Consider the following 20,942-nt stretch of genomic DNA (forward strand, 5'->3'; position numbering starts at 1 on the left):
AGATTTATCCCTGCGCCGACGTTTACGGTGAATTAACCTTTAATCTTCATAGACCATATGGTTAACTGGCGGCAGCACTCGCGAAGTGAGTGGTCGTTTGCGCACTTCGGGGCAATCAAAGGGATAATCGCATGCGCGTGCTGTTGATCGAGGATGAGCCGACCACCGCCAGAGCGATCGAGCTGATGCTCACGGCCGAGGGTTTCAACGTCTATTCGACCGACCTTGGCGAAGAAGGTCTCGATCTCGGCAAGCTGTACGATTACGATATCATCCTTCTCGATCTCAACCTGCCCGACATGCATGGATACGACGTGCTCAAGAAGCTGCGCGTCGCCAAGGTGCAGACGCCGGTGCTGATCCTGTCCGGCATCTCCGAGATGGACAGCAAGGTGCGCAGCTTCGGTTTCGGCGCCGACGATTACGTGACCAAGCCATTCCACCGCGAAGAACTGATCGCGCGCATCCACGCCGTGGTGCGGCGCTCGAAGGGTCACTCGCAGTCGGTCATCAAGACCGGCAAGCTGACCGTGAACCTCGATGCCAAGACCGTCGAAGTCGACAGCGCCCGTGTCCACCTGACCGGCAAGGAATATGCGATGCTCGAGCTGCTCAGCTTGCGCAAGGGCACCACGCTGACCAAGGAAATGTTCCTCAACCACCTGTACGGCGGCATGGACGAACCCGAACTCAAGATCATCGACGTGTTCATCTGCAAGCTGCGCAAGAAGCTCGCGCATGCCTGCGGTGGCGCCAACTACATCGAGACCGTCTGGGGCCGCGGCTACGTGCTGCGCGATCCCGACGTGGAGGCCGAAGCGGCTTGAATCCGATCCTTTTACCCCCGCATGCCCGAGCGGGGTTCGAGTGAGCGGCTCGTCCACCTGGGAGGACGGGCCGCTTTCGTTTTCGACGGCACGAAGGCGGATTGGCGCTGCCGATTTGCGCTTACGCTCCACATGGTCTAGAGCGAATCCGCTGACGTCGCCCGCGACGGACTTTCGGGCAGCAAAGCTCCCCCCTTTGTCCTAAACTAGCTTCACGAACGCCTGGTGTGCCCTGTTCTCGGGTACGCCCTGAATATGCAAGAGACGAAGGACGCTTAATATGATCACCGGCACCGTAAAGTTTTTCAATGCCGACAAGGGCTATGGTTTCATCGCACCGGAGACCGGCGGCGACGACGCATTCGTGCACATTTCCGCCGTTCAGTCGGCCGGCATGAGCACGCTGAACAAGGATCAGCGCGTTTCGTACGAGCTCGAGACCGATCGCCGTGGCAAGACCTCGGCCGTCAATCTCCAGGCTGCCTGATCACAGGCTGACTGATTAACGACAGCGCGGATGGCCGAATGCCGTTCGCGCTGTTGCAGTCCCCCATTTCCCCGACCTGCATCAGGAGCCGTACTATGGCCGATCCCACCAGCCGCCCCTTCCTCATCGCCAAGGACGCGGATGGCAACTTTCGGCTGACGGTCAGGACCACGCGCTACAACTCGCGCGGCTACCCGCTGATTACCGCGACGCTGCAGGACGAGACGTTCAAGACCGCCAACGCCGCCCGCGCTTTTGCCCGCGACAACTTTCGCGCACAGCCCGGCGAATACACCAGCAAGTAATTCGCGGCGGCCCGCCTGGGCCTGCCAGCACCGTGGCAACAAGCAACTTCGGCTCGGCAGCGATCGCGCGCCTTGCCTTTTGCGCCACCCGCCGCTAAGCGCGCGCACTTCAATCGGCACGAACGAATATCTTAGCCAAGAGATTCGCGCGCCGGCCTGGCGAAAAGGGCTGCCAGGGCCGGCCGTACGTGTCCCCGAACAAGGAGACGAAAATGCCCAAACTGAAGACCAAGAGCGGCGTCAAGAAGCGCTTCCGGCTCACGGCTACTGGCAAGATCAAGCATGGCGTGGTCGGCAAGCGCCACCGCCTCATGAGCCACAACGCCAAGTACATCCGCCAGAATCGTGGCACCGACGTCATTTCCGACGCCGATGCACGCACGATCAAGAAGTGGGCGCCCTACGGGCTGAGCTGAGGAGCGCTAGACTATGAGCCGTATCAAGAGGGGTGTTACCACCCGCGCAAAGCACAAGCGGATCCTGGACCAGGCCAAGGGCTACCGGGGCCGCCGCAAGAATACCATCCGCGTCGCACGCCAGGCCGTCGAAAAGGCCGGCCAGTACGCGTACCGTGACCGCAAGGTCAAAAAGCGGACCTTCCGCGCCCTGTGGATCCAGCGCATCAACGCTGCCGTCCGCATCGAAGGCCTGACCTACTCACAGTTCATCCACGGCGTGAAGCTTGCCGGCATCGAACTCGACCGCAAGACCATGGCCGATCTCGCCATGAACGAAGGCGGCGTGTTCAACACGGTGATCGCCCAGGCCAAGGCCGCGCTTCCCGCGTAAGCGCCTTGGTGGCAAGCAGACAAGGGCGCGGGAGGCGAAAGCTTCCCGCGCCTTTTCTGTTTGACGAGCCGCCAAGTCGCACACCATTTGCCCACGCCACTTCGTCATTCCCGCGCACGCGGGAATCCATCTCCAGGTCTTTCAAACGACGCAACGTCACGAGATGGAATGCCGCGTTCGCAAGAGTGACGAAGGAAATGTAAGCAATGAAGCGCGACGTGTTCCAGCCGTGTGTCTACCTCATGGCCTCGCACCGGAACGGCACTCTATACACTGGTGTCACGTCGAACCTGCTCCAGCGCTTGCACCAGCACCGGGGGGGTTGCTTGAAGGCTTTACCAGCGACTACGGCGTCTACCGCCTCATGTGGTTCGAACAGCACGGAACGATGGAGCTTGCGATCCCGCGCGAGAAGCGGCTCAAGAAGTGGACACGGGCTTGGAAGGTCGATCTGATCGAGCCGGCCAATCCGCTCTGGCGCGACCTCGCTCTGGATTTCGGCTTCGATGCGCTGCCGTCGAAACGGAGTGTCTGACGTGAGGTCAGGAGATGGATTCCCGCGTTCGCGGGAATGACGAAGATGGTTGGGATATGGTGTGGTTGATCTAGAGCAGATACTCGGCGCCATTGCGCAGGCCTCGTCGCTTGACGAGCTCGAAGCCCTGCGCGTGCGCCACCTCGGCAAGCAGGGCGACATCTCCGCCTTGCTCAAAACCCTCGGCGCCATGAGCCCGGACGAGCGCAAGGTCGAAGGCCCCAAGATCCACGCCCTGCGCGAGTCGGTCACCGAAGCGCTCACCAGCCGCAAGGCCGCGCTGGAGAGCGCCGCGCTCGATACGCAACTGGCGTCCGAGACGATCGACCTCACGCTCCCCGCGCCGGAAACCCCGCGCGGCACCATCCACCCGATCAGCCAAGTCATGGACGAACTCGCCGAGATCTTCGCCGACCTCGGCTTCGCCGTCGCTACCGGCCCCGAGATCGAGGACGACTGGCACAACTTCACCGCGCTCAACATGCCCGAGAGCCATCCGGCGCGCGCGATGCATGATACGTTCTACTTCCCCGATCGCGACGACCAAGGCCGCGAGATGCTGTTGCGCACGCATACCTCGCCGGTGCAGATCCGCACAATGCTGGCCCAAGGCGCGCCGTTGCGGCTAATCGCGCCGGGCCGGGTTTATCGCTCGGACAGCGACGCCACCCACACGCCGATGTTCCACCAAATCGAGGGCCTCGTCATCGACAAGGGCATCCACCTCGGACACCTCAAGTGGACGTTGGAGACGTTCCTAAGCGCCTATTTCGAGCGTGACGACATCGTCCTGCGCCTGCGCCCCAGCTACTTCCCCTTCACCGAGCCCTCGGTCGAGGTCGACGTTGGCTATGCCAACGAGGGTGGCCGGCGCGTGGTCGGCGGTTCGGGTGACGCGCCGGGACATGCCTGGATGGAGCTGCTCGGATCGGGCATGGTCAACCGCAAGGTCATCGCCGCCGGCGGGCTCGACCCCGACGAGTGGCAGGGCTTCGCCTTCGGCGTCGGCGTCGATCGCCTCGCCATGCTGAAGTACGGCATGAACGACTTGCGCGCCTTTTTCGACGGCGACGTGCGCTGGCTGGCGCATTACGGCTTCTCCGCGCTCGACGTGCCGACCTTGTCGGCCGGCGTCGGCACGGCGGCTTGAGAGGGACTAGACCATGAAGTTCTCGCTCTCCTGGCTGCGTCGCTACTTCGATACCGACGCCACGCTCGATCAGATCCTCGACGCGCTCAACGCGATCGGCCTCGAAGTCGAAGGCGTGGAGGATCCGTCCGCCAAGCTCGCCGGCTTCCGCATCGCGCATGTACTGACCGCCGCGCGCCATCCCGATGCCGACAAGCTGCAAGTGCTCAGCGTCGACACCGGAGCGGGCGAACCGCTGCAAGTCGTCTGCGGCGCGCCCAACGCGCGCGCCGGCATGATCGGCGTGCTCGGCCTGCCCGGTGCGACCGTGCCGGCCAGCGGCATGGTGCTCAGGAAGTCGGCCATTCGCGGCGTCGAATCGAACGGTATGATGTGCTCGACTCGCGAGTTGGAGTTGGGCGAAGATCACGACGGCATCATCGAATTGCCCGAAGACGCACCAGTCGGAACCGCCTTCGCCGACTATCGCGGCGTCGATCCGGTCATCGACGTCTCGGTCACGCCCAATCGCCCGGACTGCATGGGCGTCTATGGCATCGCCCGCGATCTCGCCGCCAAGGGAATTGGCACCCTGCAGCCGATCGTTGCCGCGCCGATCGACGAGGCTTATCCCTGCCCGGTCGAGATCCGCACCGACGATCCGGAGGGTTGCCCCGCGTTCTACGGTCGCGTCATCCGCGGTGTGAAGAACGGGCCATCGCCGCAGTGGCTGCAGGATGTGCTCCATTCCGCCGGACAGCGCGCGATCTCGGCGCTGGTCGATGCGACCAACTACATCATGCTGTCCTATGGCCGCCCCGCGCACGCCTACGACCTCGCCAAGTTGACCGGGGCGGTCGTCGCCCGCTGCGCAAGCGATGGCGAGCAGGTGACCGCCCTGAACGGCAAGACTTACGCACTCGATGCGGAGATGACGGTGATCGCCGACGAGGCCGGGGTGCATGACATTGCCGGCATCATGGGCGGCGAGCATTCGGGCTGCGGTGACAACACCACCGACGTTCTGCTCGAGATTGCCTACTTCGACCCCGAGCGCATCGCCCGCACCGGTCGCAAGCTTAACCTGACGTCGGATGCGCGCAGCCGGTTCGAGCGCGGGATCGACCCGGCCTTTCTCGATACGGGCTTGGACCACTTGACCGCGCTGATCATCGCGTTGTGCGGTGGTGAGGCGTCCGAAGCGGTACGCGCCGGTGCGCCGCCCTCGACACCCAAGACGGTCCACTTCGAGCCCGCACTGACCGAACGACTGGGCGGTGTGGCGATCTCGCCCACGCGTCAGCAGGCCATACTCGAAAGCCTGGGCTTCGCGGTGGTCGAAACGCAGGCCGGCTTCGACAGCAGCTGGTCGGTAACCGTCCCGGGTTGGCGTCCCGACATCGCCGGCGCCCCCGATCTCGTCGAGGAGGTCGTGCGCATCCACGGCCTCGAGCAGGTCAAGAGCGTCGCGCTGCCCCGCGCCGAAGGTGTCGCCCGCCCCACCGCCACGCCCGCACAGAAGCTGGAGCGCCGCGTGCGCCGCGCTGCTGCCGCGCGCGGGTTGCACGAAGCCGTCACCTGGTCGTTCCTGCCCGCGGCCGAGGCTGCTGCCTTCGCAGACGGTGAAGTTTGGACGCTTGCGAATCCGATCAGCGAGGACATGAAGGTCATGCGACCGTCGCTGCTGCCGGGTCTGCTGTCGGCCGCGCGCCGCAATCTCGACCGCGGGGCCAGCGCGCTGCGGCTGTTCGAGATCGGCCGGCGTTACTTGCGCGGGGCGGGCGGCGCGAGCGATGAGCGGCTGACGCTGGGCCTGGTGCTGGCGGGTGAGAAGACGCCACGCGGCTGGGCTACCGGCAAGGCGACCAGCTTCGACGCCTTCGATGCCAAGGACGCGGCGCTGGCGCTGCTGGCGCAAGCCGGCGCGCCGGTCGACAAGCTGCAGGTGATGGGCGAGGCGGGCCCTCAGTTCCACCCCGGTCAATCCGGCACGCTGCGGCTCGGCCCCAAGACGGTGCTGGCGCGTTTCGGCATGCTGCATCCCGCCACTGCCAAACTGTTCGACATCGCCGGTCCCGTGGCGATCGCCGAGCTTTTCCTCGACGCGGTTCCTGCGCGCAAGGGTGCGGCCGGGTTCGCGCGGACGGCCTATGCGCCGCCGGTACTGCAGGCTGTGACGCGCGACTTCGCGTTCCTGGTTCCGGTCGGCCTGCCGGCTGGCGACCTCGTTCGCACCATACAGGGCGCGGACAAGGTGAACATCGTCGCCGCGCGCTTGTTCGACGACTTCCGTGGTCAGGGCGTTCCCGAAGGACACAAGTCACTGGCGGTTGAAGTTACGCTGCAGCCGGGCGAAAAGAGCTATGCCGAGGCAGACCTGAAGGCGATCGCCGACAAGGTAACCGCGGCAGCCGCCAAGCTGGGCGCAGTGCTGCGAGGATAGGCCGATGGTGCAGATGATCGAACGGTTCCTCGACGACGGTCTGCGCCAGAAGATGCGCGAACCCGACGATTCGACGTTCATGACCGTCTTCATTCCCGGCGATATCGATCCGCTGGAGCGGCACCACCGCTTTACCGTCCACCTCGATGCGGAGTTGCGACTGGCGGATCTGGGTTGCAGCGACGGCGGCGGAACGCTGTATTTCGATGGTGAGGATGCGGGTGCAGAGCCCGGGAAGTGCTTTTGCGTCATCGACATCGATGCGACCGACGTGAACGCCGCGCGCGCGCTGCTCCGCCTGCACTTGCCCGAACTCGGGATCCCGGCAGGGACGATGGTCCAGTGGGACGAGCTGGAGGACCGCTTCGACGGGCTCGACTGGCAACTGGCGCGACCGCGCAGCCTCGGCGAGTTCGATCTGTGAGCGCGCTTGTGACCATCGCGTCCGCAGGGCTGACGGCGCGGATCAATCCGCTTGGTGCGGAGCTATGGTCGCTGACCGACACGGCAGGGCGCGAATACATGACCGATGCCGATCCGGCATTCTGGACCGGCCATGCGCCGATCCTGTTCCCGATCGTCGGCATGCTCAACGATGGCCGTTATCGGTTGGATGGCGAGACGCACGAATTGGCCAAGCACGGCTTCGCGCGTCACGCGAACTTCGCGTTGGTCGCAGCGGAGGAAGGCACGGCGCATTTTCGCCTGCGTAACGATGCGCAGACCCGTGCCGTATATCCCTTCGCCTTCGCGCTCGATCTGCTGTTCCGCCTCGAAGCGATGACGCTGCATGTCGAGGCGCGCGTCACCAATACCGGGGCCGAGGCGATGCCGTTCAGCTTGGGCTTTCACCCGGCCTTTGCCTGGCCTCTGCCCGGTGGCGCCGACAAGGCGGATCACCGCGTGACTTTCGCACAACCCGAGCCTCAGCCGATCCGCCGCATCGACCCTGCCAGCGGACTGTTGCTGGCCAGCCGCTTCGAGACCCCGGTGGTCGGCCACGACTTGATACCCGACGCATCCCTGTTCGAAGCCGACGCATTGATCTGGGACGACCTAGCCAGCCGTTCGATACGGTTCGGGGCGCCGGGTGCGTCGTCCTTGACTGTCGCCTTCCCCGATATGCCGATGCTGGGGATCTGGCAGAAGCCCGGCGCGGCGTACTTGTGCATCGAACCTTGGCAGGGGATCGCCGACACGGTCGGTTACCAAGGCGATTTTCGCGACAAGCTGGGCATCGTCAGCCTGCCGGCGGGTGACAGCCGCGGCTTCCGCATGGGTGTGACAGTCGATCCTGCCTTCTGACGCTCCGCGCTCGTCGCAAGTCTCCACCGTGCAAGGAAAAACCATGAAGACAGTCCTCATCACCGGCGCGACGTCTGGGATCGGCGAGGCTTCCGCGCGTGCGTTCGCCGGCGCTGGCTGGCGCATCGTCGGCACCGGTCGCCGGGCCGAGCGGCTCGAGGCGTTGGCGCAGGAGCTTGGTCCCGATCGTTTCCATCCCTGCGTCTATGACGTGCGCGATGTGGCCGCGCGCGATGCCGCCCTCGCCGCCTTGCCGATCGCCTTCACCGGCATCGACTGGCTGGTCAACAATGCCGGGCTCGCGGTGGGCACAGACAAGGCGCAGGATGCCGACCTCACCGCCTGGACGACAATGATCGAGACCAACGTCACCGCGCTCGCCGCGCTGACGCACAAGCTGCTGCCGCAGCTGATCGAGCGGCGGGGGGGTATCGTCATGCTGTCGTCGGTGGCGGCGACGTATCCCTACACGGGCGGCAACATTTACGGCGGCACCAAGGCCTTCGTGCGCCAGTTCGCGCTGGGTCTGCGCTCCGACCTGTCGGGCACTGGCGTGCGCGTAACCTCGATCGAGCCCGGCATGGTCGAAACCGAGTTCACCCTTGTGCGCACCGGCGACCAGCAGGCGTCGGACAAGCTCTATGCCGGCGTAAATCCGCTGACCGGAGTGGACATCGCCGAGGTCGTGCTGTGGGTCGCCAGCCAGCCGCGCCACGTCAACATCAACGCGCTGGAGATCATGCCGGTGAACCAGTCGTTCGCGGGCTTCCAGGTCGCTCGCGACAGCTGACGTTGCGAGTAGAGCCGCGCGCTCGTATGGCGCGCGCATGACGATCAATACGCGCCGCACCTTCGCCATCATCTCGCACCCTGACGCCGGCAAAACCACGCTGACCGAAAAGCTGCTGCTGCAAGGCGGCGCGATCCACTTGGCCGGGCAGGTCAAGGCGCGCGGCGCGGCGCGGCGTGCACGCTCCGACTGGATGAAGATCGAGCAGCAGCGCGGCATTTCCGTGACCAGTTCGGTCATGACCTTCGAGCGCGAGGGCATCACCTTCAATCTGCTGGACACGCCGGGGCACGAGGATTTCTCCGAGGATACCTACCGCACGCTCACCGCGGTCGACTCGGCGATCATGGTGATCGACGCGGCCAAGGGCATCGAGCCGCAGACCCGCAAGCTGTTCGAGGTCTGCCGCTTGCGCTCGCTGCCGATCATCACCTTCATCAACAAGGTCGACCGCGAAGGCCGCGCCTGCTTCGATCTGATGGACGAAGTGGCCGACATGCTGGCGCTCGACGTGTGCCCGATGTCCTGGCCGGTCGGCATGGGCGGCGTGTTCCAGGGCATCTACGACATCGAGACCGGCACGGTCGCGCGACCCGAAGGCCCCAGCCGCGAGTTCCTCGGCAAGGTCGACGCGGACGTGACTCTGCCCGAGGACGTCGCCGAGGAGATGGAGCTGGCCCACGGTGGCTATCCCGCCTTCGATCTCGAGCAGTACCGCGCCGGCAACCTGACTCCAGTCTATTTCGGCTCCGCGCTCAAGAACTTCGGGATCGCCGAGCTGATCGACGCGATCAGCCGCTTCGCCCCGCCGCCGCGCCCGCAGCCCAGCGAGCAGGGCACGATCCTGCCCGAGTTCGACGAGGTCACCGGCTTCATCTTCAAGGTGCAGGCCAACATGGACCCCATGCACCGCGACCGCATCGCCTTCATGCGGCTGGTCTCCGGCACCTTCAAGCGCGGCATGAAGCTGACGCCCTCGGGCCTCGGCAAGCCGATCGCGGTGCACTCGCCGATCCTGTTCTTCGCGCAAGATCGAGAGATCGCTGACAATGCGGAGCCCGGCGATATCATCGGCATCCCCAATCACGGTACGCTGCGGGTGGGCGATACGATGTCGGAAAAGAACGACGTGCGCTTCATCGGCCTGCCCAACTTCGCGCCGGAAATCCTGCGCCGCGTCCAGCTGAAAGACCCGACCAAGACCAAGCAGCTGCGCAAGGCTCTCGACGATCTGTCGGAGGAGGGCGTGATCCAGGTGTTCTACCCGGAGATCGGCTCGCAGTGGATCGTCGGCGTCGTCGGCCAGCTGCAATTGGAAGTGCTGATCTCGCGGCTGGAGGCGGAGTACAAGGTCGAGGCGATGCTGGAGCCGGCACCGTTCGACACCGCCCGCTGGCTCAAGGGTTCGGACGCCGCGCTCAAGACCTTCGCCGACTTCAACAAGATGAACCTGGCCAAGGACCGCGACGGCGACCCGGTGTTCATGGCCCGCTCGGCCTGGGACGTGAACTACCAGGAAGAGCGCAATCCCGACCTCGCCTTCAGCGCCACCAAGGAGCGGTGACACGCGGCGTCTTGATGGGGTAGGTTAGCGAGAATATCGGCGGGGATCATGGCTGAATTTTCCGATCATCTGACAGACGCGCATGTCGCGATGATTTCTCGTCAGAGCGTATTCTTCATCGCCACGGCGACGGTCGATGCGCGCATCAACCTCAGTCCCAAGGGCTACGATGCGTTCCGGGTCCTTTCACCCAACCGCGTCGCGTGGCTCGATCTCGCCGGGTCGGGCAACGAGACCCATGCGCATCTGGTGGCGGACGGCCGCATAACGATCATGATGTGCAACTTCCAGCAGCCCGCGCTGATCCTGCGCATCTACGGACAGGGTCGGCCAGTGTTGCCGCAAGATGCGGACTGGGACGAGCTTTCCACACGCTTTAACTTGCTCGCAGGTACGCGGCAGATCTTCGATGTCGCGGTGCAAAGCGTGCAGACCAGTTGCGGCTGGGGCGTGCCTGTCATGGCGCTCGACCATGAGCGTGACACGCTGGTGAGGTATCATGCGCAGCAGGATCCCGCCGCCTGGGAAGCCAAGGCCAAAAGCCGCACTCGCAGCATCGACGGGTTGCCGGTGCGTCCGACGGATCGTTTCATCGCCGGAAACAAATCGGGTTCTGACGCTTAGTAGCCGCGATGCAAGTCACCTTCGCCAGTTATAACATCCATAAGGCCGTGGGCGTCGACCGGCGGCGCGATCCGGACCGGATACTGGCGATCCTGCGCGAGATCGATGCCGACGTGATCGCGTTGCAGGAAGTCGACCGGCGCTACGGCCAGCGCGAAACGGTGCTGCCGCTCGAGGCGATCCATCTGACCGACTATCGTCCGGTCCCCCTGTCGATGAAACCCGGCAGCCTCGGCTGGCACGGGAATGCGATACTGGTTCGCCGCAACATCGAACTCATCGAGGCCGCGCCTGTCCCACTTCCGGTGCTCGAACCGCGCGGTGCCATTCGTGCGGATTTGCGGATCGAAGGGCGTTGCGTGCGCGTAGTCGGCATGCATCTCGACCTGTCGGGATTGCGTCGCCGCCATCAGGTTCGCTCCGTCCTTGCACATGCTGCCGGATGTCCCGACGCGATGCCGACGGTCTTGATGGGAGACATGAACGAGTGGGCGGCAAAGGGTGGCTGCTTTCGCGAGTTCAGCACCGACTGGAAGGTGCTGACACCGGGACGCAGCTTCCCTTCGCGACGCCCGGTCGCATCGCTTGATCGTATCATAGTTTCTGGCGAGTGCGAGGTGTTGGGAACCGGAGTGCATCGCAGCGCCTTGTCTGCGATAGGTTCGGACCACCTGCCGGTATTTGCATCCCTCGGGCTGCCCAAAATTTAGGCACGCTGCTTAGTAAACGAGCGAGTCATGTTGCACCTGCTCACCGCTATCCGCTGAGCGGTGTTGATATCTTACCAAAACCTAAATTGGCACGTCGCTTGCAAACCCGATGTCACCGGCAGGTGGGCCGGGGGCTACAAGGGGATCGGCATGAAGTTCATCATCGCCATCATCAAGCCGTTCAAGCTCGACGAAGTGCGGGAAGCTCTTGGCGCCATCGGCGTCGCGGGCATGACTGTTTCGGAGGTCAAGGGCTTTGGGCGGCAGAAGGGGCAGACCGAGATTTATCGCGGTGCCGAGTACTCGACCAACATGCTTCCCAAGGTGAAGATAGAAGTCGCCGTACCGGACGACATGGCCGCTAAGATCGTCGAGACGATCCAGCAGGTCGCCAGCACCGAAGCGATCGGTGACGGCAAGATCTTCGTTCTCGACCTGGCTTCGGCCGTGCGCATCCGCACCGGCGAAACCGGCGACACCGCGCTGTGAGGGGCAATTCCATGATGAACCGCAAGATATTCTGCGGCGCCGGCGCGACGATCGCGTCGCTCGCCGCCTCCACCGCGGCATGGGCGCAAGCCGCCGCGCCGATCAAGGCCCCCGATGCGGCCGCGATGGCCGGCATGGTCAACAAGGGCGACACCGCGTGGATGCTGATCTGCGCCGCGCTGGTGTTGCTGATGTCGATCCCGGGCCTGGCGCTGTTCTATGGCGGTCTGGTGCGCGCCAAGAACATGCTTAGCGTCTGCATGCAGGTGTTCATGATCGTCTCGGTCGCGGGCCTGCTGTGGGCATCGGTCGGCTATTCGATCGCCTTCACCTCCGGCGGTGAGAATCACTTCTTCGGCGGCCTGTCGAAGGCTTTCCTGATCGGCGTCGACGGCACGACGATGGGCGCGACGTTCAGCAACAACGTCTACATCCCCGAACTCGCTTTTGTCGTCTTCCAGATGACCTTCGCGATGATCACGCCTGCCCTCATCGTCGGCGCCTTTGCCGAGCGCGTGAAGTTCAGCGCGCTGCTGGTCTTCGTCGTGCTGTGGTCGATCCTCGTCTATTACCCGATGGCGCACATGGTGTGGTACTGGGCCGGCCCGGACTTCCTGGCCGACTCTCCGACCGACTCGGGTCTGCTGTGGGGCTGGGGCGCTCTCGACTTCGCGGGCGGCACCGTCGTTCACATCAACGCCGGCATCGCTGGCCTGGTGGGCTGCCTCTTCATCGGCAAGCGTCACGGCTACCCGCGTGAGCCCATGCCGCCGCACTCGCTCGTCATGACCATGATCGGCGCAAGCCTGCTGTGGGTGGGCTGGTTCGGCTTCAACGCCGGCTCCAACCTCGAAGCCAACGGCGTCACCGCGGTCGCCTTCATCAACACAATGCTCGCCACTTGCGCCGCCGCCGTCAGCTGGTCGTTGATCGAGCAGTTCCACCACGGCAAGGCCAGCATGCTGGGCGCCGTGACCGGTGCCGTCGCCGGCCTCGTGGCGATCACGCCTGCTGCGGGCCTTGGCGCGCCGATGACCTCGATCGTGCTGGGCCTGATCGTCTCGCCGGTCTGCTACATCTTCGTCACCAAGGTGAAGATCAAGATGGGCTACGACGACAGCCTCGACGTGTTCGGCGTTCACTGCATCGGCGGTATCATCGGCGCCATCGGCACCGGGATCGTCGCATCGCCGGCGCTCGGCGGTCAGGGTGTGTTCGATTACACCCAGTTTCCCGCAGTGTTCGATGCCTCGACGTACTCGATCAGCGGTCAGGTCATCACCCAGATCAAGGCGGTGCTCTTCACGCTCGTCTACTCAGGCGTGATCTCGGCGGTCCTCTACTTCATCATCGACAAGACCATTGGTCTGCGTCCGAGCATCGAAGACGAGAACGCCGGCCTCGACATCACCAGCCATGGTGAGCGCGCCTACAACTACTGAGTTTTCTACCAGTTTGGCGGGGCCGGTTTACTCCTCCTCTCCTCCGATCGGACCCCGCCATCCGATGTTCCTCCTGCGAACACAAACTTCAAAAGGGCCGGAGCCAGCAGCTCCGGCCCTCTTTTCATGCGCTCAGCAATAACGGTGCTTCCGAGGGGAGCGGCCGGACTATTTCGATCCGGCGGCAAGCATGTCCATGATCTGGCGAATCGGCGCGACATCGTAGCCGGCGGCGGCCGCCTGCTCGGCCAGCTGATCGGGGTCACCGCCGGACTTCGCGCGAGCAAGTGCCCACAGCAGCGTCGATCGGGTGCCGGACCGGCAATAGGCCAAGACGGGGCCGCCGCTGCGTTCAAGCGCCGCTGCCATCGCGGTCACCTGATGTTCGGCGAAGCCGGCGTGCGTGACGGGGATGGCGACATAGTCGATACCCGCAGCAGTGGCTGCGGCCGCGATCCTGTCGCCTTCGATCTGGTCATCGCTTTCGCCTTCGGGGCGGTTGTTGATGATCAGCGTCACTCCCAGCATGCGGGCCTGTTCGACGTCGTCGAGGCCGATCTGCGGGCTGGCGTAGATTTCATCGGTGAGCTTGCGAAACATGACTTGCGGGTTCCCTGCAAACGACCCTCGGGCCTGACCGGCCGCTCCTAGCACAGCCATGCGTAAATTCGACATGCACCGCCGAAACCCACGCATTTGTGTTCGCCAAGCCCTTGCATGTTGTATATAAGCTCAAATCGCGGGAAAAGGTTGTGCATGTTTGCCGACCATTTTCCCGGCGTTTGGCGCGGCTCGTCCACGTGACCAGATGAGAGCTTTTGGGGCGGAGCGAAGGTGCGTTCGTAGAGATGGGTTTTGATAGAGGACGTCGCGGTAGGGGTCGTGACAAGCGGGATCGGTTCGGCGGCGAAGAAGATTTCGATCCGTTCTTCGCAGGCCAGGACCGTGGCGGCGGCGGCGGCGGCGGTGATCGCTTCGGCGGCGGCGGCGGTGGTGGCGGCTTCGGTGGTGGCGGCGGCTTCGGCGGCGGCGCTCCTCGCGGCGGTGGCTACAGCGGCGGCGGTGGTGGCGGCTTCGGCGGCGGCGCTCCTCGCAGCGGTGGCTTCGGCGGCGGTGCCGGCGGCGGCGGTGGTCGCGGCATGCCCGCGCAAGTTGTCGGCCAGGGCAAGGGCGTCGTAAAGTTCTTCAACGCGGCCAAGGGCTTCGGCTTCATCCAGCGTGAAGAGGGCGGCGATGATGTGTTCGTGCACATCAGCTCGGTCGAGCGTGCCGGTCTCGAAGGTCTTGCCGAAGGTCAGCAGCTGGAATTCCAGCTGGTGGATCGTGGTGGCAAGGTGTCGGCCAGTGATCTCGTGGTTGTTGGCGATATCATTCCCGTCGAGAAGCGTGACGAGGCACCGCGCGAAGCGGCGCCGCAACGTCAGCTCACCGGCGACAAGGCAACCGGAACGGTCAAGTTCTTCAACTCGATGAAGGGCTTCGGGTTCATCACGCGTGACGACGGCCAGCCTGATGCGTTCGTACACATCAGCGCGGTCGAGCGTTCGGGCATGTCCGGCCTCAACGAAGGCGACAAGGTCGAATTCGACATCGAAGTGGATCGACGAGGCAAGTACTCGGCGGTCAACCTCGTCCCGCGCCAGGGTTGATCCTGCCGGCCAGGCTCCGGGTCGTCTGACCCGGATTCTCGCAAAAGCCAAAGTGCGCAGATGGCGGCCCGCCTGGGCCGCCATTTGTCGTTTGCAAATCCCCGACAATCCATACCTGCAGGAAGTCCGGCCATGTCGATCACTCCGCTGATGCCCGTCTATCCCCGGTGCGACGTCCGCCCCGTGCGCGGCGAACACTGCCATCTGATCGGTGAAGACGGCCGTCGCTTCCTCGATTTCGCCAGCGGCATCGCGGTCAACGCGCTCGGCCATTCTCATCCGGGGCTGATCGCCGCGATCCAGCAGCAAGCGGCATCGCTGATGCACGTTTCCAATCTCTATGGCAGCCCACAGGGTGAGGCGCTGGCGAAGCGATTGGTCGACCTGACCTTTGCAGACACGGTGTTCTTCACCAACTCGGGCGCCGAGGCGGTGGAGTGCGCGATCAAGACTGCACGTGCCTATCACCAGCACGGCGGCAACGCGGATCGCTTCGAACTGATCACCTTCAACAACGCCTTTCACGGGCGCACGCTCGGAACGATCAGCGCCTCCAACCAGGAGAAGATGCATAAGGGCTTCCTGCCCCTGCTGCCCGGCTTCCGCTATGTCGAGTTCAACGACCTGGCAGCCGCCGAGGCCGCGATCGGTCCGCACACTGCCGGCTTCCTGGTCGAGCCGATCCAGGGTGAGGGTGGCATAAGGGTGGCCGACGATGCCTTCCTGAAGGGACTGCGCTCATTGTGCGATGCGCATGACCTGATGCTCATCCTCGACGAGGTGCAGAGCGGCGTGGGCCGTTCGGGCACGTTCTATGCCCACGAACAATATGGCCTCGATCCGGATATCCTCGCCACTGCGAAGGGCATCGGCGGTGGCTTTCCGCTGGGTGCTTGCCTGGCGACCGAAAAGGCCGCGCGTGGCATGATCGCGGGGACGCACGGCTCGACTTACGGGGGCAATCCCCTGGCGATGGCTGCAGGTAACGCGGTGCTGGACGTGATCGGCGGCGAGACGTTCCTCGCCGACGTCCGCCTCAAGGGTGAACGCCTGCGCGGGCGCATCGAGCAGTTCCTCGGCAATTATCCCGAGCTGTTCGATTCGGTCCGCGGTCGGGGCCTGTTCATCGGCCTCAAGATGAAGGTGGAGCCGCGCGCATTCGTCGCCCACATGCGCGATAACCATGGGCTGCTGACCGTGTCGGCGGGCGAGAACGTGGTACGCATCGTGCCGCCATTGGTGATCGACGAAAGCCACATCGACGAGTTCATGGAGAAGCTGTCGGCCGCCGCCGCCAGCTACCAACCGGCAGTCGTCGCATGACGACGCGGCACTTCATCGGACTTGCCGACGCCGGCGGCGATGCCGTGGCGGCCATGATCAACGACGCGCTCGATCGCAAGACGGCGCGTCGGGGCTGGGCCAAAGGGCGCCCCGATGCCGATGCGCCGCTTGCCGGCCATGTCCTCGCGATGATCTTCGAGAAGAATTCGACGCGTACTCGGGTATCGTTCGACATGGCGATGCGCCAACTGGGCGGGAGTGCGCTGATCATGGAATCGGGCAGCACCCAACTTGGGCGTGGGGAGACTGTCGCGGATACCGCGCGGGTGCTTAGCCGCATGGTCGATGCGATCATGATCCGAACCGACGATCATGCCAAGATCGAGGAACTGGCGCACTATGCGGAGGTTCCGGTGATCAACGGCCTGACCGACCTGTCGCACCCCTGCCAGATCGTCGCGGACCTGCTTACCGTCATCGAACGCGGATTCGCGCTGCCGGGCCTGCAGGTGGCATGGCTTGGCGATGGCAACAACGTCGCCAACTCGCTCATCGAAGCGGCGGGGCTGATGAAGTTCACCATTCGCGTGGGAGGGCCCGCCGGTTACGAACCGAGTGCGGGCTTCATTGATGCGGCGCGCCGGGCAGGCGGACAGGTGATCATGACGGATAGCGCGCAGGCAGCGGTGCGCGGCGCGCAGGTCGTCGTGACCGATACCTGGATCTCGATGGGCCAGGCCGGCGGCGACGCCCATCTGGCCGCCATGGCGCCATACCAGGTGGATGCGTCATTGATGGCGTTGGCCGATCCAGGCGCGGTGTTCCTGCATTGCCTTCCTGCGCATCGCGGTGAAGAAGTGACTGCGGATATCATCGACGGGCCTCAATCGGCGATCTGGGACGAGGCGGAAAACCGGATCCATGCCCAGAAGTCGATCCTGCGCTGGGCGTTGGGTCAGCTATGAGCGGAACCGCAGCCGACATCAGGGTTGAGCGGACGGGCTTCGACCAGGTGATTGGTTTCACGATCGCCGATCGGCACGCGCGTGGCCGGCTCGTCCGTCTGGGTCCAGCTCTTGAGACCGTACTGTCCGCGCATGATTATCCGCCGGCAATCAAGCACCTGCTCGCAGAGGCGTTGGTGCTGACCGCGCTGATGGGCTCGCTGCTGAAGGATGAAGACGGCCAGCTAACCCTGCAGGCGCAAGCCAAGGGCGGCTCGGTCGACCTGCTGGTGTGCGATTACCTGCGCGGTGCCGTCCGGGGCTATGTCAGCCACGATCGCGAGATGGCGCAGGCGATGGCCACGACCCCTCGGCTCGAAAATCTGTTTGGTGAGGGTTATCTTGCCATCACATTCGACCTCGCATCCAGCGGTGAGCGCTATCAGGGGATTGTCCCGCTTGAAGGCGAATCGCTGACCCGATCGTGCGAGGCCTATTTCGCGCAGTCGGAACAAGTGCCGACGCTGCTGCGCGTGGCGGTCCGATCGGAAGGAGCCCGCTGCATCGCTGGTGGTCTGCTGGTCCAGCACTTCCCCGATGGCGAGGAGGGGCGCGAGCGGCTGCATGTGAAGGACGCGCATCCCGAGTGGGAGCATGTCGCGACGATGGCCGGCAGCACCCGCCACGACGAGCTGGTCGATGCAGGTCTGCCGCTCGAAGATTTGTTGACCCGCCTGTTCCATGAGGAGCGAGAGGTTCGCGTCGAGACGCTGACATCGGTCACGCGCGGCTGCCGATGTACGGTCGAGCATTACCAATCGGTGCTTTCGGGCTTTCCCGAGGATCAGCGCGTCGAGATGAGGGACCCGGACGGAACCATCCCGGTCGATTGTGCCTTCTGTTCGAAGATCATCCGCGTAAACGCCTAGGTCATTGCTGCTCGCTTCGTCGATGCTGGAGGGCGCTTGGACGGCGGACCAAGGTGTGCTACATCAATTCTCGATGGTGATCGGCTTTTCTGCCTGCTTCATCACACGTCCAGGACCGCCAAGCCATGAACGCCAAGTTCGCCCTGAGGTCGCTCGCCACTGCGCTTTGCATACTTACGTCCGGCGTGGTGTTGGCCGATGTCCAGCGCTTGTCCATGCTCAACCGCGTGGAAAAAGGCGAATGGGAACTGCGGCAACGTGACGAGCCGGGCAAGGTGACACGGATTTGTCTCAACGATGCGCGGCGCTTGATCCAATTGCGACATTCGCGGCTAAATTGTTCGCGGATGACCGTCGAGGATGGGGCTGAGGAAGTCGCCATTCAGTACACCTGCCCCGGTCATGGATACGGCCGGACCCAGATCCGGCGCGAATCCGACAGCTTGCTGCAGATCGAGAGCCAGGGGATTGCCGAGGGCCTGCCGTTCGCGTTCTCCGCCGAAGCCCGGCGTCTCGGAGATTGCCGCAGCTGAGGGCTGCAGCGGCTCACCCTTTCATCGGCGTTGGTCTCGCAGTAAGGCCGACTGATGCAAGAGATCAGCAATCCCACCTCCAAGCCGGCGGTCGTACTTCTTTCCGGCGGTCTCGACTCGATGGTAGCTGCCGCGCTTGCGCGCGAGAGCGGCTTCGCCGTTCATGCGCTGACGATCGATTACAACCAGCGTCATCGCCGTGAGATCGACGCGGCGCATGCGATCGCCGCTCATCTCGATGCGGTTCGCCACGTGGTGCTCCCCCTCGACTTGCGACAATTCGGCGGCTCCGCGCTCACCGACGATATCGCCGTGCCCAAGGATGGGGTGGGTGCGGATGTTCCGGTGACGTACGTGCCGGCACGCAACCTCGTGTTCCTGTCCCTGACGCTGGCATGGGCAGAGGCGCTGGGGGCGCGCGATATCTTCATCGGCGTGAACGCGCTGGATTACTCGGGCTATCCCGATTGCCGGCCGGAGTTCATTGCCGGCTTCCAGGATCTTGCGGAGCTGGCGACGAAAGCCGGGGCACAAGGGTCCGGCTTTACGATCCACGCGCCGCTGCAGTTCCTGGGCAAGGCGCAGATCGCGGCCGAGACGGCCCGTCTAGGTCTGGACCCGGCGATGAGCTGGTCGTGCTATGACCCCACCGACGAAGGGCTTGCCTGCGGGCTTTGCGACAGCTGCCGATTGCGCAAGGCCGGTTTCGAAGACGCGGGCCTGATCGATGGAACCGCTTACGCCGCCTGATTTACGCGGTGGCTACGTGCCGCTTTCTCTCGGTCCCAAGCTGCGAGACGTATGCGATCGGCTCTTGTGCCAGGCTACCGTTCCCAACCGCGCGGAACGGTAGCGTGACGAACAGCCAGGTCGTCTCGAACGACGTAACCATCTCGCCCTGATGCAGGCGATTTGACCGCACAAAGAAAAAGGGGCCGGATTTCTCCGACCCCTCAATCCTGTAACCGTTGCCGGTTCGCTTACATGCCCGAACCCGGACCGTAAGTGATCTCGACGCGGCGGTTCTGCAGCTCGCGAACACCGTCCGCAGTCGGGACGCGCGGGTTGCTTTCACCGAATGCCTGGCTCGAGATCGAACCGTCGGCAATGCCGTGGCTGGTGAGGTACGAACGCACGGAGGCGTTACGACGCTCAGACAGACCCTGGTTGTACTGGGTCGAACCCGAACGGTCGGTGTAACCGGCCAGCATGATCGGCACGCTCTCGCAATTCGCGTAGGCGCTGACGGCGCTGTCGAGAATGGTCGCAGCCTCAGGCGTGATGTCCGACTTATCCCAGTCGAAGAACACGATGTACGGACCCTTGTTGCAGACCGGAGCCGGCGGCGGGGGCGGAGGAGGAGGCGGCGGCGGCGGCGGCGGAGGCGGGGGAGCGACTGGCTCTGCGCCACCGAAGTTGAAGCCGATCGTGCCCAACAGCGAGTGCGAACGGAAACGGGTCTCGATCGGCGCGCCGAAGGTGCCGGTCATGTCCACGTTGTCGGCGTTGAAGAAGCGATACTTCAAACCGATGTCGATGTTCTTGGTGATCGGAGCGCGAACGCCGGCGAGCAACTGCCAGGCGAACCCGGTGTCGTTGTCGTCGAACGGCACGGTACGGCCGGGCACGGTGTTCAGCGACGAGTTGTAGTGGATGCGGGCAACGCCGACACCACCGCCAGCAAAGCCCTGGATGCCGTCATCGGCACCGAAGTCGAGCAGGCCGTTGACCATGAACGCCAAGGCGCTGGCATGGCCGCGGTCGTCGAACGTACCGACTGCCGTCGAGTACTCATCGCTCTCTGCACGACGGAAGCTGCCTTCCGTCTCGAGACGGAACGCGCCGAAATCGTAACCGATCGCCACGCCACCATCAAAACCATAGTGCGAGTCGAGCGAAGCAGCGTTGTTCAGACCAGCGATGTCGAACTTGGAGTCTTCGACGAGAGTCGCACCGAAGTCACCTTCGATGTACCATGCGTCGTCGCGCGCGAATGAAGGCGTGGCGATGGCTGTAGAAGCCAGCGCCAAGCCAATAACGAGTTTCCTCATATCGTTCCCCTATTCAGGAATTTGGAGCCACCGAGTGATTGGGCATCTATCCCGTCCGCAGACCCTACGCAAGCGTACAATGACCACGGCTGTTGTATATATGTCGCATTTGC

23 protein-coding genes and 1 pseudogene are annotated in these 20,942 nt (G+C 64.0%); 22 read left to right on the forward strand and 2 right to left on the reverse strand.

The genetic code is table 11. The features are described from left to right. Nucleotides 1-131 precede the first annotated feature (131 nt). The 16 genes and pseudogenes from ctrA (at nt 132) to ACXJ1Z_RS08870 (ending at nt 13,439) form a co-directional block, all read left to right on the forward strand. Nucleotides 132-827: a response regulator transcription factor CtrA gene (ctrA, locus tag ACXJ1Z_RS08795; protein ID WP_463781049.1), complete on the forward strand. Its 696-nt coding sequence runs from the start codon at nt 132-134 to the stop codon at nt 825-827. A gap of 280 nt (nt 828-1,107) precedes the next feature. Further along, nucleotides 1,108-1,314: a cold-shock protein gene (locus tag ACXJ1Z_RS08800; RefSeq protein WP_463781050.1), complete on the forward strand. Its 207-nt coding sequence runs from the start codon at nt 1,108-1,110 to the stop codon at nt 1,312-1,314. 95 nt (nt 1,315-1,409) lie between these two features. Then, the gene (locus ACXJ1Z_RS08805) at nt 1,410-1,619 is read left to right on the forward strand and encodes a hypothetical protein (RefSeq protein WP_463781051.1); all 210 of its coding nucleotides are present in this window, start codon (nt 1,410-1,412) and stop codon (nt 1,617-1,619) included. 212 nt (nt 1,620-1,831) lie between these two features. Beyond that, nucleotides 1,832-2,035 carry a 50S ribosomal protein L35 gene (rpmI, locus tag ACXJ1Z_RS08810; RefSeq protein WP_463781052.1) on the forward strand — a complete coding sequence of 68 codons (204 nt, stop codon included), beginning with the start codon at nt 1,832-1,834 and terminating at the stop codon, nt 2,033-2,035. Between the two features lie 13 nt (nt 2,036-2,048). Beyond that, entirely contained in the window at nt 2,049-2,408 is a 360-nt protein-coding gene (rplT, locus tag ACXJ1Z_RS08815) for a 50S ribosomal protein L20 (RefSeq protein WP_463781053.1), read from the forward strand. A 206-nt stretch (nt 2,409-2,614) separates the two neighbouring features. Continuing rightward, nucleotides 2,615-2,943, forward strand: a pseudogene (locus ACXJ1Z_RS08820) (GIY-YIG nuclease family protein). A gap of 61 nt (nt 2,944-3,004) precedes the next feature. Next, nucleotides 3,005-4,093, forward strand: coding sequence for a phenylalanine--tRNA ligase subunit alpha (pheS, locus tag ACXJ1Z_RS08825; protein ID WP_463781054.1), 1,089 nt, complete (start codon nt 3,005-3,007; stop codon nt 4,091-4,093). A 13-nt stretch (nt 4,094-4,106) separates the two neighbouring features. Further along, nucleotides 4,107-6,515 (forward strand): phenylalanine--tRNA ligase subunit beta, encoded by a 2,409-nt coding sequence (gene pheT / locus ACXJ1Z_RS08830; protein ID WP_463781055.1) that lies wholly within the window; start codon nt 4,107-4,109, stop codon nt 6,513-6,515. A 4-nt stretch (nt 6,516-6,519) separates the two neighbouring features. Further along, entirely contained in the window at nt 6,520-6,939 is a 420-nt protein-coding gene (locus tag ACXJ1Z_RS08835; RefSeq protein ID WP_463781056.1) for a hypothetical protein, read from the forward strand. 8 nt (nt 6,940-6,947) lie between these two features. Continuing rightward, nucleotides 6,948-7,820, forward strand: a complete 873-nt coding sequence (locus ACXJ1Z_RS08840; RefSeq protein ID WP_463781057.1) for an aldose 1-epimerase family protein — start codon at nt 6,948-6,950, stop codon at nt 7,818-7,820. Between the two features lie 43 nt (nt 7,821-7,863). Then, on the forward strand, nt 7,864-8,610 hold the full coding sequence (locus ACXJ1Z_RS08845) for an SDR family NAD(P)-dependent oxidoreductase (RefSeq protein ID WP_463781058.1): 747 nt from the start codon (nt 7,864-7,866) through the stop codon (nt 8,608-8,610). A gap of 37 nt (nt 8,611-8,647) precedes the next feature. Continuing rightward, on the forward strand, nt 8,648-10,174 hold the full coding sequence (locus ACXJ1Z_RS08850) for a peptide chain release factor 3 (RefSeq protein WP_463781059.1): 1,527 nt from the start codon (nt 8,648-8,650) through the stop codon (nt 10,172-10,174). Between the two features lie 48 nt (nt 10,175-10,222). Next, complete coding sequence (locus ACXJ1Z_RS08855) at nt 10,223-10,798, forward strand: pyridoxamine 5'-phosphate oxidase family protein (RefSeq protein ID WP_463781060.1); 576 nt, start codon at nt 10,223-10,225, stop codon at nt 10,796-10,798. Nucleotides 10,799-10,806: 8 nt separating this feature from the next. Continuing rightward, nucleotides 10,807-11,508, forward strand: a complete 702-nt coding sequence (locus tag ACXJ1Z_RS08860) for an endonuclease/exonuclease/phosphatase family protein (protein WP_463781061.1) — start codon at nt 10,807-10,809, stop codon at nt 11,506-11,508. 150 nt (nt 11,509-11,658) lie between these two features. Then, the gene (locus tag ACXJ1Z_RS08865; RefSeq protein ID WP_463781062.1) at nt 11,659-11,997 is read left to right on the forward strand and encodes a P-II family nitrogen regulator; all 339 of its coding nucleotides are present in this window, start codon (nt 11,659-11,661) and stop codon (nt 11,995-11,997) included. Nucleotides 11,998-12,008: 11 nt separating this feature from the next. After that, entirely contained in the window at nt 12,009-13,439 is a 1,431-nt protein-coding gene (locus ACXJ1Z_RS08870; protein WP_463781063.1) for an ammonium transporter, read from the forward strand. Between the two features lie 168 nt (nt 13,440-13,607). Here ACXJ1Z_RS08870 and ACXJ1Z_RS08875 read toward each other — a convergent pair whose 3' ends face one another. Next, complete coding sequence (locus ACXJ1Z_RS08875; RefSeq protein ID WP_463781064.1) at nt 13,608-14,039, reverse strand: protein tyrosine phosphatase family protein; 432 nt, start codon at nt 14,037-14,039, stop codon at nt 13,608-13,610. A gap of 248 nt (nt 14,040-14,287) precedes the next feature. On the opposite strand from ACXJ1Z_RS08875, the gene ACXJ1Z_RS08880 reads away from it, so the two are divergent. The 6 genes from ACXJ1Z_RS08880 (at nt 14,288) to queC (ending at nt 19,528) form a co-directional block, all read left to right on the forward strand. After that, nucleotides 14,288-15,088 carry a cold-shock protein gene (locus ACXJ1Z_RS08880; RefSeq protein ID WP_463781065.1) on the forward strand — a complete coding sequence of 267 codons (801 nt, stop codon included), beginning with the start codon at nt 14,288-14,290 and terminating at the stop codon, nt 15,086-15,088. Between the two features lie 132 nt (nt 15,089-15,220). Continuing rightward, a complete protein-coding gene (locus ACXJ1Z_RS08885) occupies nt 15,221-16,411 on the forward strand; it encodes an aspartate aminotransferase family protein (RefSeq protein ID WP_463781066.1) in 1,191 nt (396 codons plus the stop codon). Beyond that, nucleotides 16,408-17,337, forward strand: a complete 930-nt coding sequence (gene argF, locus ACXJ1Z_RS08890) for an ornithine carbamoyltransferase (RefSeq protein WP_463781067.1) — start codon at nt 16,408-16,410, stop codon at nt 17,335-17,337. Before ACXJ1Z_RS08885 ends, argF begins: the two co-directional genes overlap by 4 nt. Further along, nucleotides 17,334-18,245, forward strand: a complete 912-nt coding sequence (gene hslO, locus ACXJ1Z_RS08895; protein ID WP_463781068.1) for an Hsp33 family molecular chaperone HslO — start codon at nt 17,334-17,336, stop codon at nt 18,243-18,245. Before argF ends, hslO begins: the two co-directional genes overlap by 4 nt. A gap of 125 nt (nt 18,246-18,370) precedes the next feature. Continuing rightward, on the forward strand, nt 18,371-18,778 hold the full coding sequence (locus ACXJ1Z_RS08900; protein WP_463781070.1) for a DUF3617 domain-containing protein: 408 nt from the start codon (nt 18,371-18,373) through the stop codon (nt 18,776-18,778). Nucleotides 18,779-18,832: 54 nt separating this feature from the next. After that, complete coding sequence (queC, locus tag ACXJ1Z_RS08905) at nt 18,833-19,528, forward strand: 7-cyano-7-deazaguanine synthase QueC (RefSeq protein WP_463781071.1); 696 nt, start codon at nt 18,833-18,835, stop codon at nt 19,526-19,528. A gap of 230 nt (nt 19,529-19,758) precedes the next feature. Here queC and ACXJ1Z_RS08910 read toward each other — a convergent pair whose 3' ends face one another. Next, nucleotides 19,759-20,829, reverse strand: a complete 1,071-nt coding sequence (locus tag ACXJ1Z_RS08910) for an OmpA family protein (RefSeq protein ID WP_463781072.1) — start codon at nt 20,827-20,829, stop codon at nt 19,759-19,761. Nucleotides 20,830-20,942: the final 113 nt, after the last annotated feature.

The organism is Novosphingobium sp. TK46 (assembly GCF_055361525.1).

Excerpts from the sequence above, each read along its gene's own strand:
- ctrA (WP_463781049.1), top strand. The coding sequence starts at position 132 with ATGCGCGTGCTGTTGATCGAGGATGAGCCGACCACCGCCAGAGCGATC.
- ACXJ1Z_RS08800 (WP_463781050.1), top strand. The coding sequence starts at position 1,108 with ATGATCACCGGCACCGTAAAGTTTTTCAATGCCGACAAGGGCTATGGT.
- ACXJ1Z_RS08805 (WP_463781051.1), top strand. The coding sequence starts at position 1,410 with ATGGCCGATCCCACCAGCCGCCCCTTCCTCATCGCCAAGGACGCGGAT.
- rpmI (WP_463781052.1), top strand. The coding sequence starts at position 1,832 with ATGCCCAAACTGAAGACCAAGAGCGGCGTCAAGAAGCGCTTCCGGCTC.
- rplT (WP_463781053.1), top strand. The coding sequence starts at position 2,049 with ATGAGCCGTATCAAGAGGGGTGTTACCACCCGCGCAAAGCACAAGCGG.
- pheT (WP_463781055.1), top strand. The coding sequence starts at position 4,107 with ATGAAGTTCTCGCTCTCCTGGCTGCGTCGCTACTTCGATACCGACGCC.
- ACXJ1Z_RS08835 (WP_463781056.1), top strand. The coding sequence starts at position 6,520 with ATGGTGCAGATGATCGAACGGTTCCTCGACGACGGTCTGCGCCAGAAG.
- ACXJ1Z_RS08845 (WP_463781058.1), top strand. The coding sequence starts at position 7,864 with ATGAAGACAGTCCTCATCACCGGCGCGACGTCTGGGATCGGCGAGGCT.
- ACXJ1Z_RS08850 (WP_463781059.1), top strand. The coding sequence starts at position 8,648 with ATGACGATCAATACGCGCCGCACCTTCGCCATCATCTCGCACCCTGAC.
- ACXJ1Z_RS08855 (WP_463781060.1), top strand. The coding sequence starts at position 10,223 with ATGGCTGAATTTTCCGATCATCTGACAGACGCGCATGTCGCGATGATT.
- ACXJ1Z_RS08860 (WP_463781061.1), top strand. The coding sequence starts at position 10,807 with ATGCAAGTCACCTTCGCCAGTTATAACATCCATAAGGCCGTGGGCGTC.
- ACXJ1Z_RS08865 (WP_463781062.1), top strand. The coding sequence starts at position 11,659 with ATGAAGTTCATCATCGCCATCATCAAGCCGTTCAAGCTCGACGAAGTG.
- ACXJ1Z_RS08870 (WP_463781063.1), top strand. The coding sequence starts at position 12,009 with ATGATGAACCGCAAGATATTCTGCGGCGCCGGCGCGACGATCGCGTCG.
- ACXJ1Z_RS08875 (WP_463781064.1), bottom strand. The coding sequence starts at position 14,039 with ATGTTTCGCAAGCTCACCGATGAAATCTACGCCAGCCCGCAGATCGGC.
- ACXJ1Z_RS08880 (WP_463781065.1), top strand. The coding sequence starts at position 14,288 with ATGGGTTTTGATAGAGGACGTCGCGGTAGGGGTCGTGACAAGCGGGAT.
- ACXJ1Z_RS08885 (WP_463781066.1), top strand. The coding sequence starts at position 15,221 with ATGTCGATCACTCCGCTGATGCCCGTCTATCCCCGGTGCGACGTCCGC.
- argF (WP_463781067.1), top strand. The coding sequence starts at position 16,408 with ATGACGACGCGGCACTTCATCGGACTTGCCGACGCCGGCGGCGATGCC.
- hslO (WP_463781068.1), top strand. The coding sequence starts at position 17,334 with ATGAGCGGAACCGCAGCCGACATCAGGGTTGAGCGGACGGGCTTCGAC.
- ACXJ1Z_RS08900 (WP_463781070.1), top strand. The coding sequence starts at position 18,371 with ATGAACGCCAAGTTCGCCCTGAGGTCGCTCGCCACTGCGCTTTGCATA.
- queC (WP_463781071.1), top strand. The coding sequence starts at position 18,833 with ATGCAAGAGATCAGCAATCCCACCTCCAAGCCGGCGGTCGTACTTCTT.
- ACXJ1Z_RS08910 (WP_463781072.1), bottom strand. The coding sequence starts at position 20,829 with ATGAGGAAACTCGTTATTGGCTTGGCGCTGGCTTCTACAGCCATCGCC.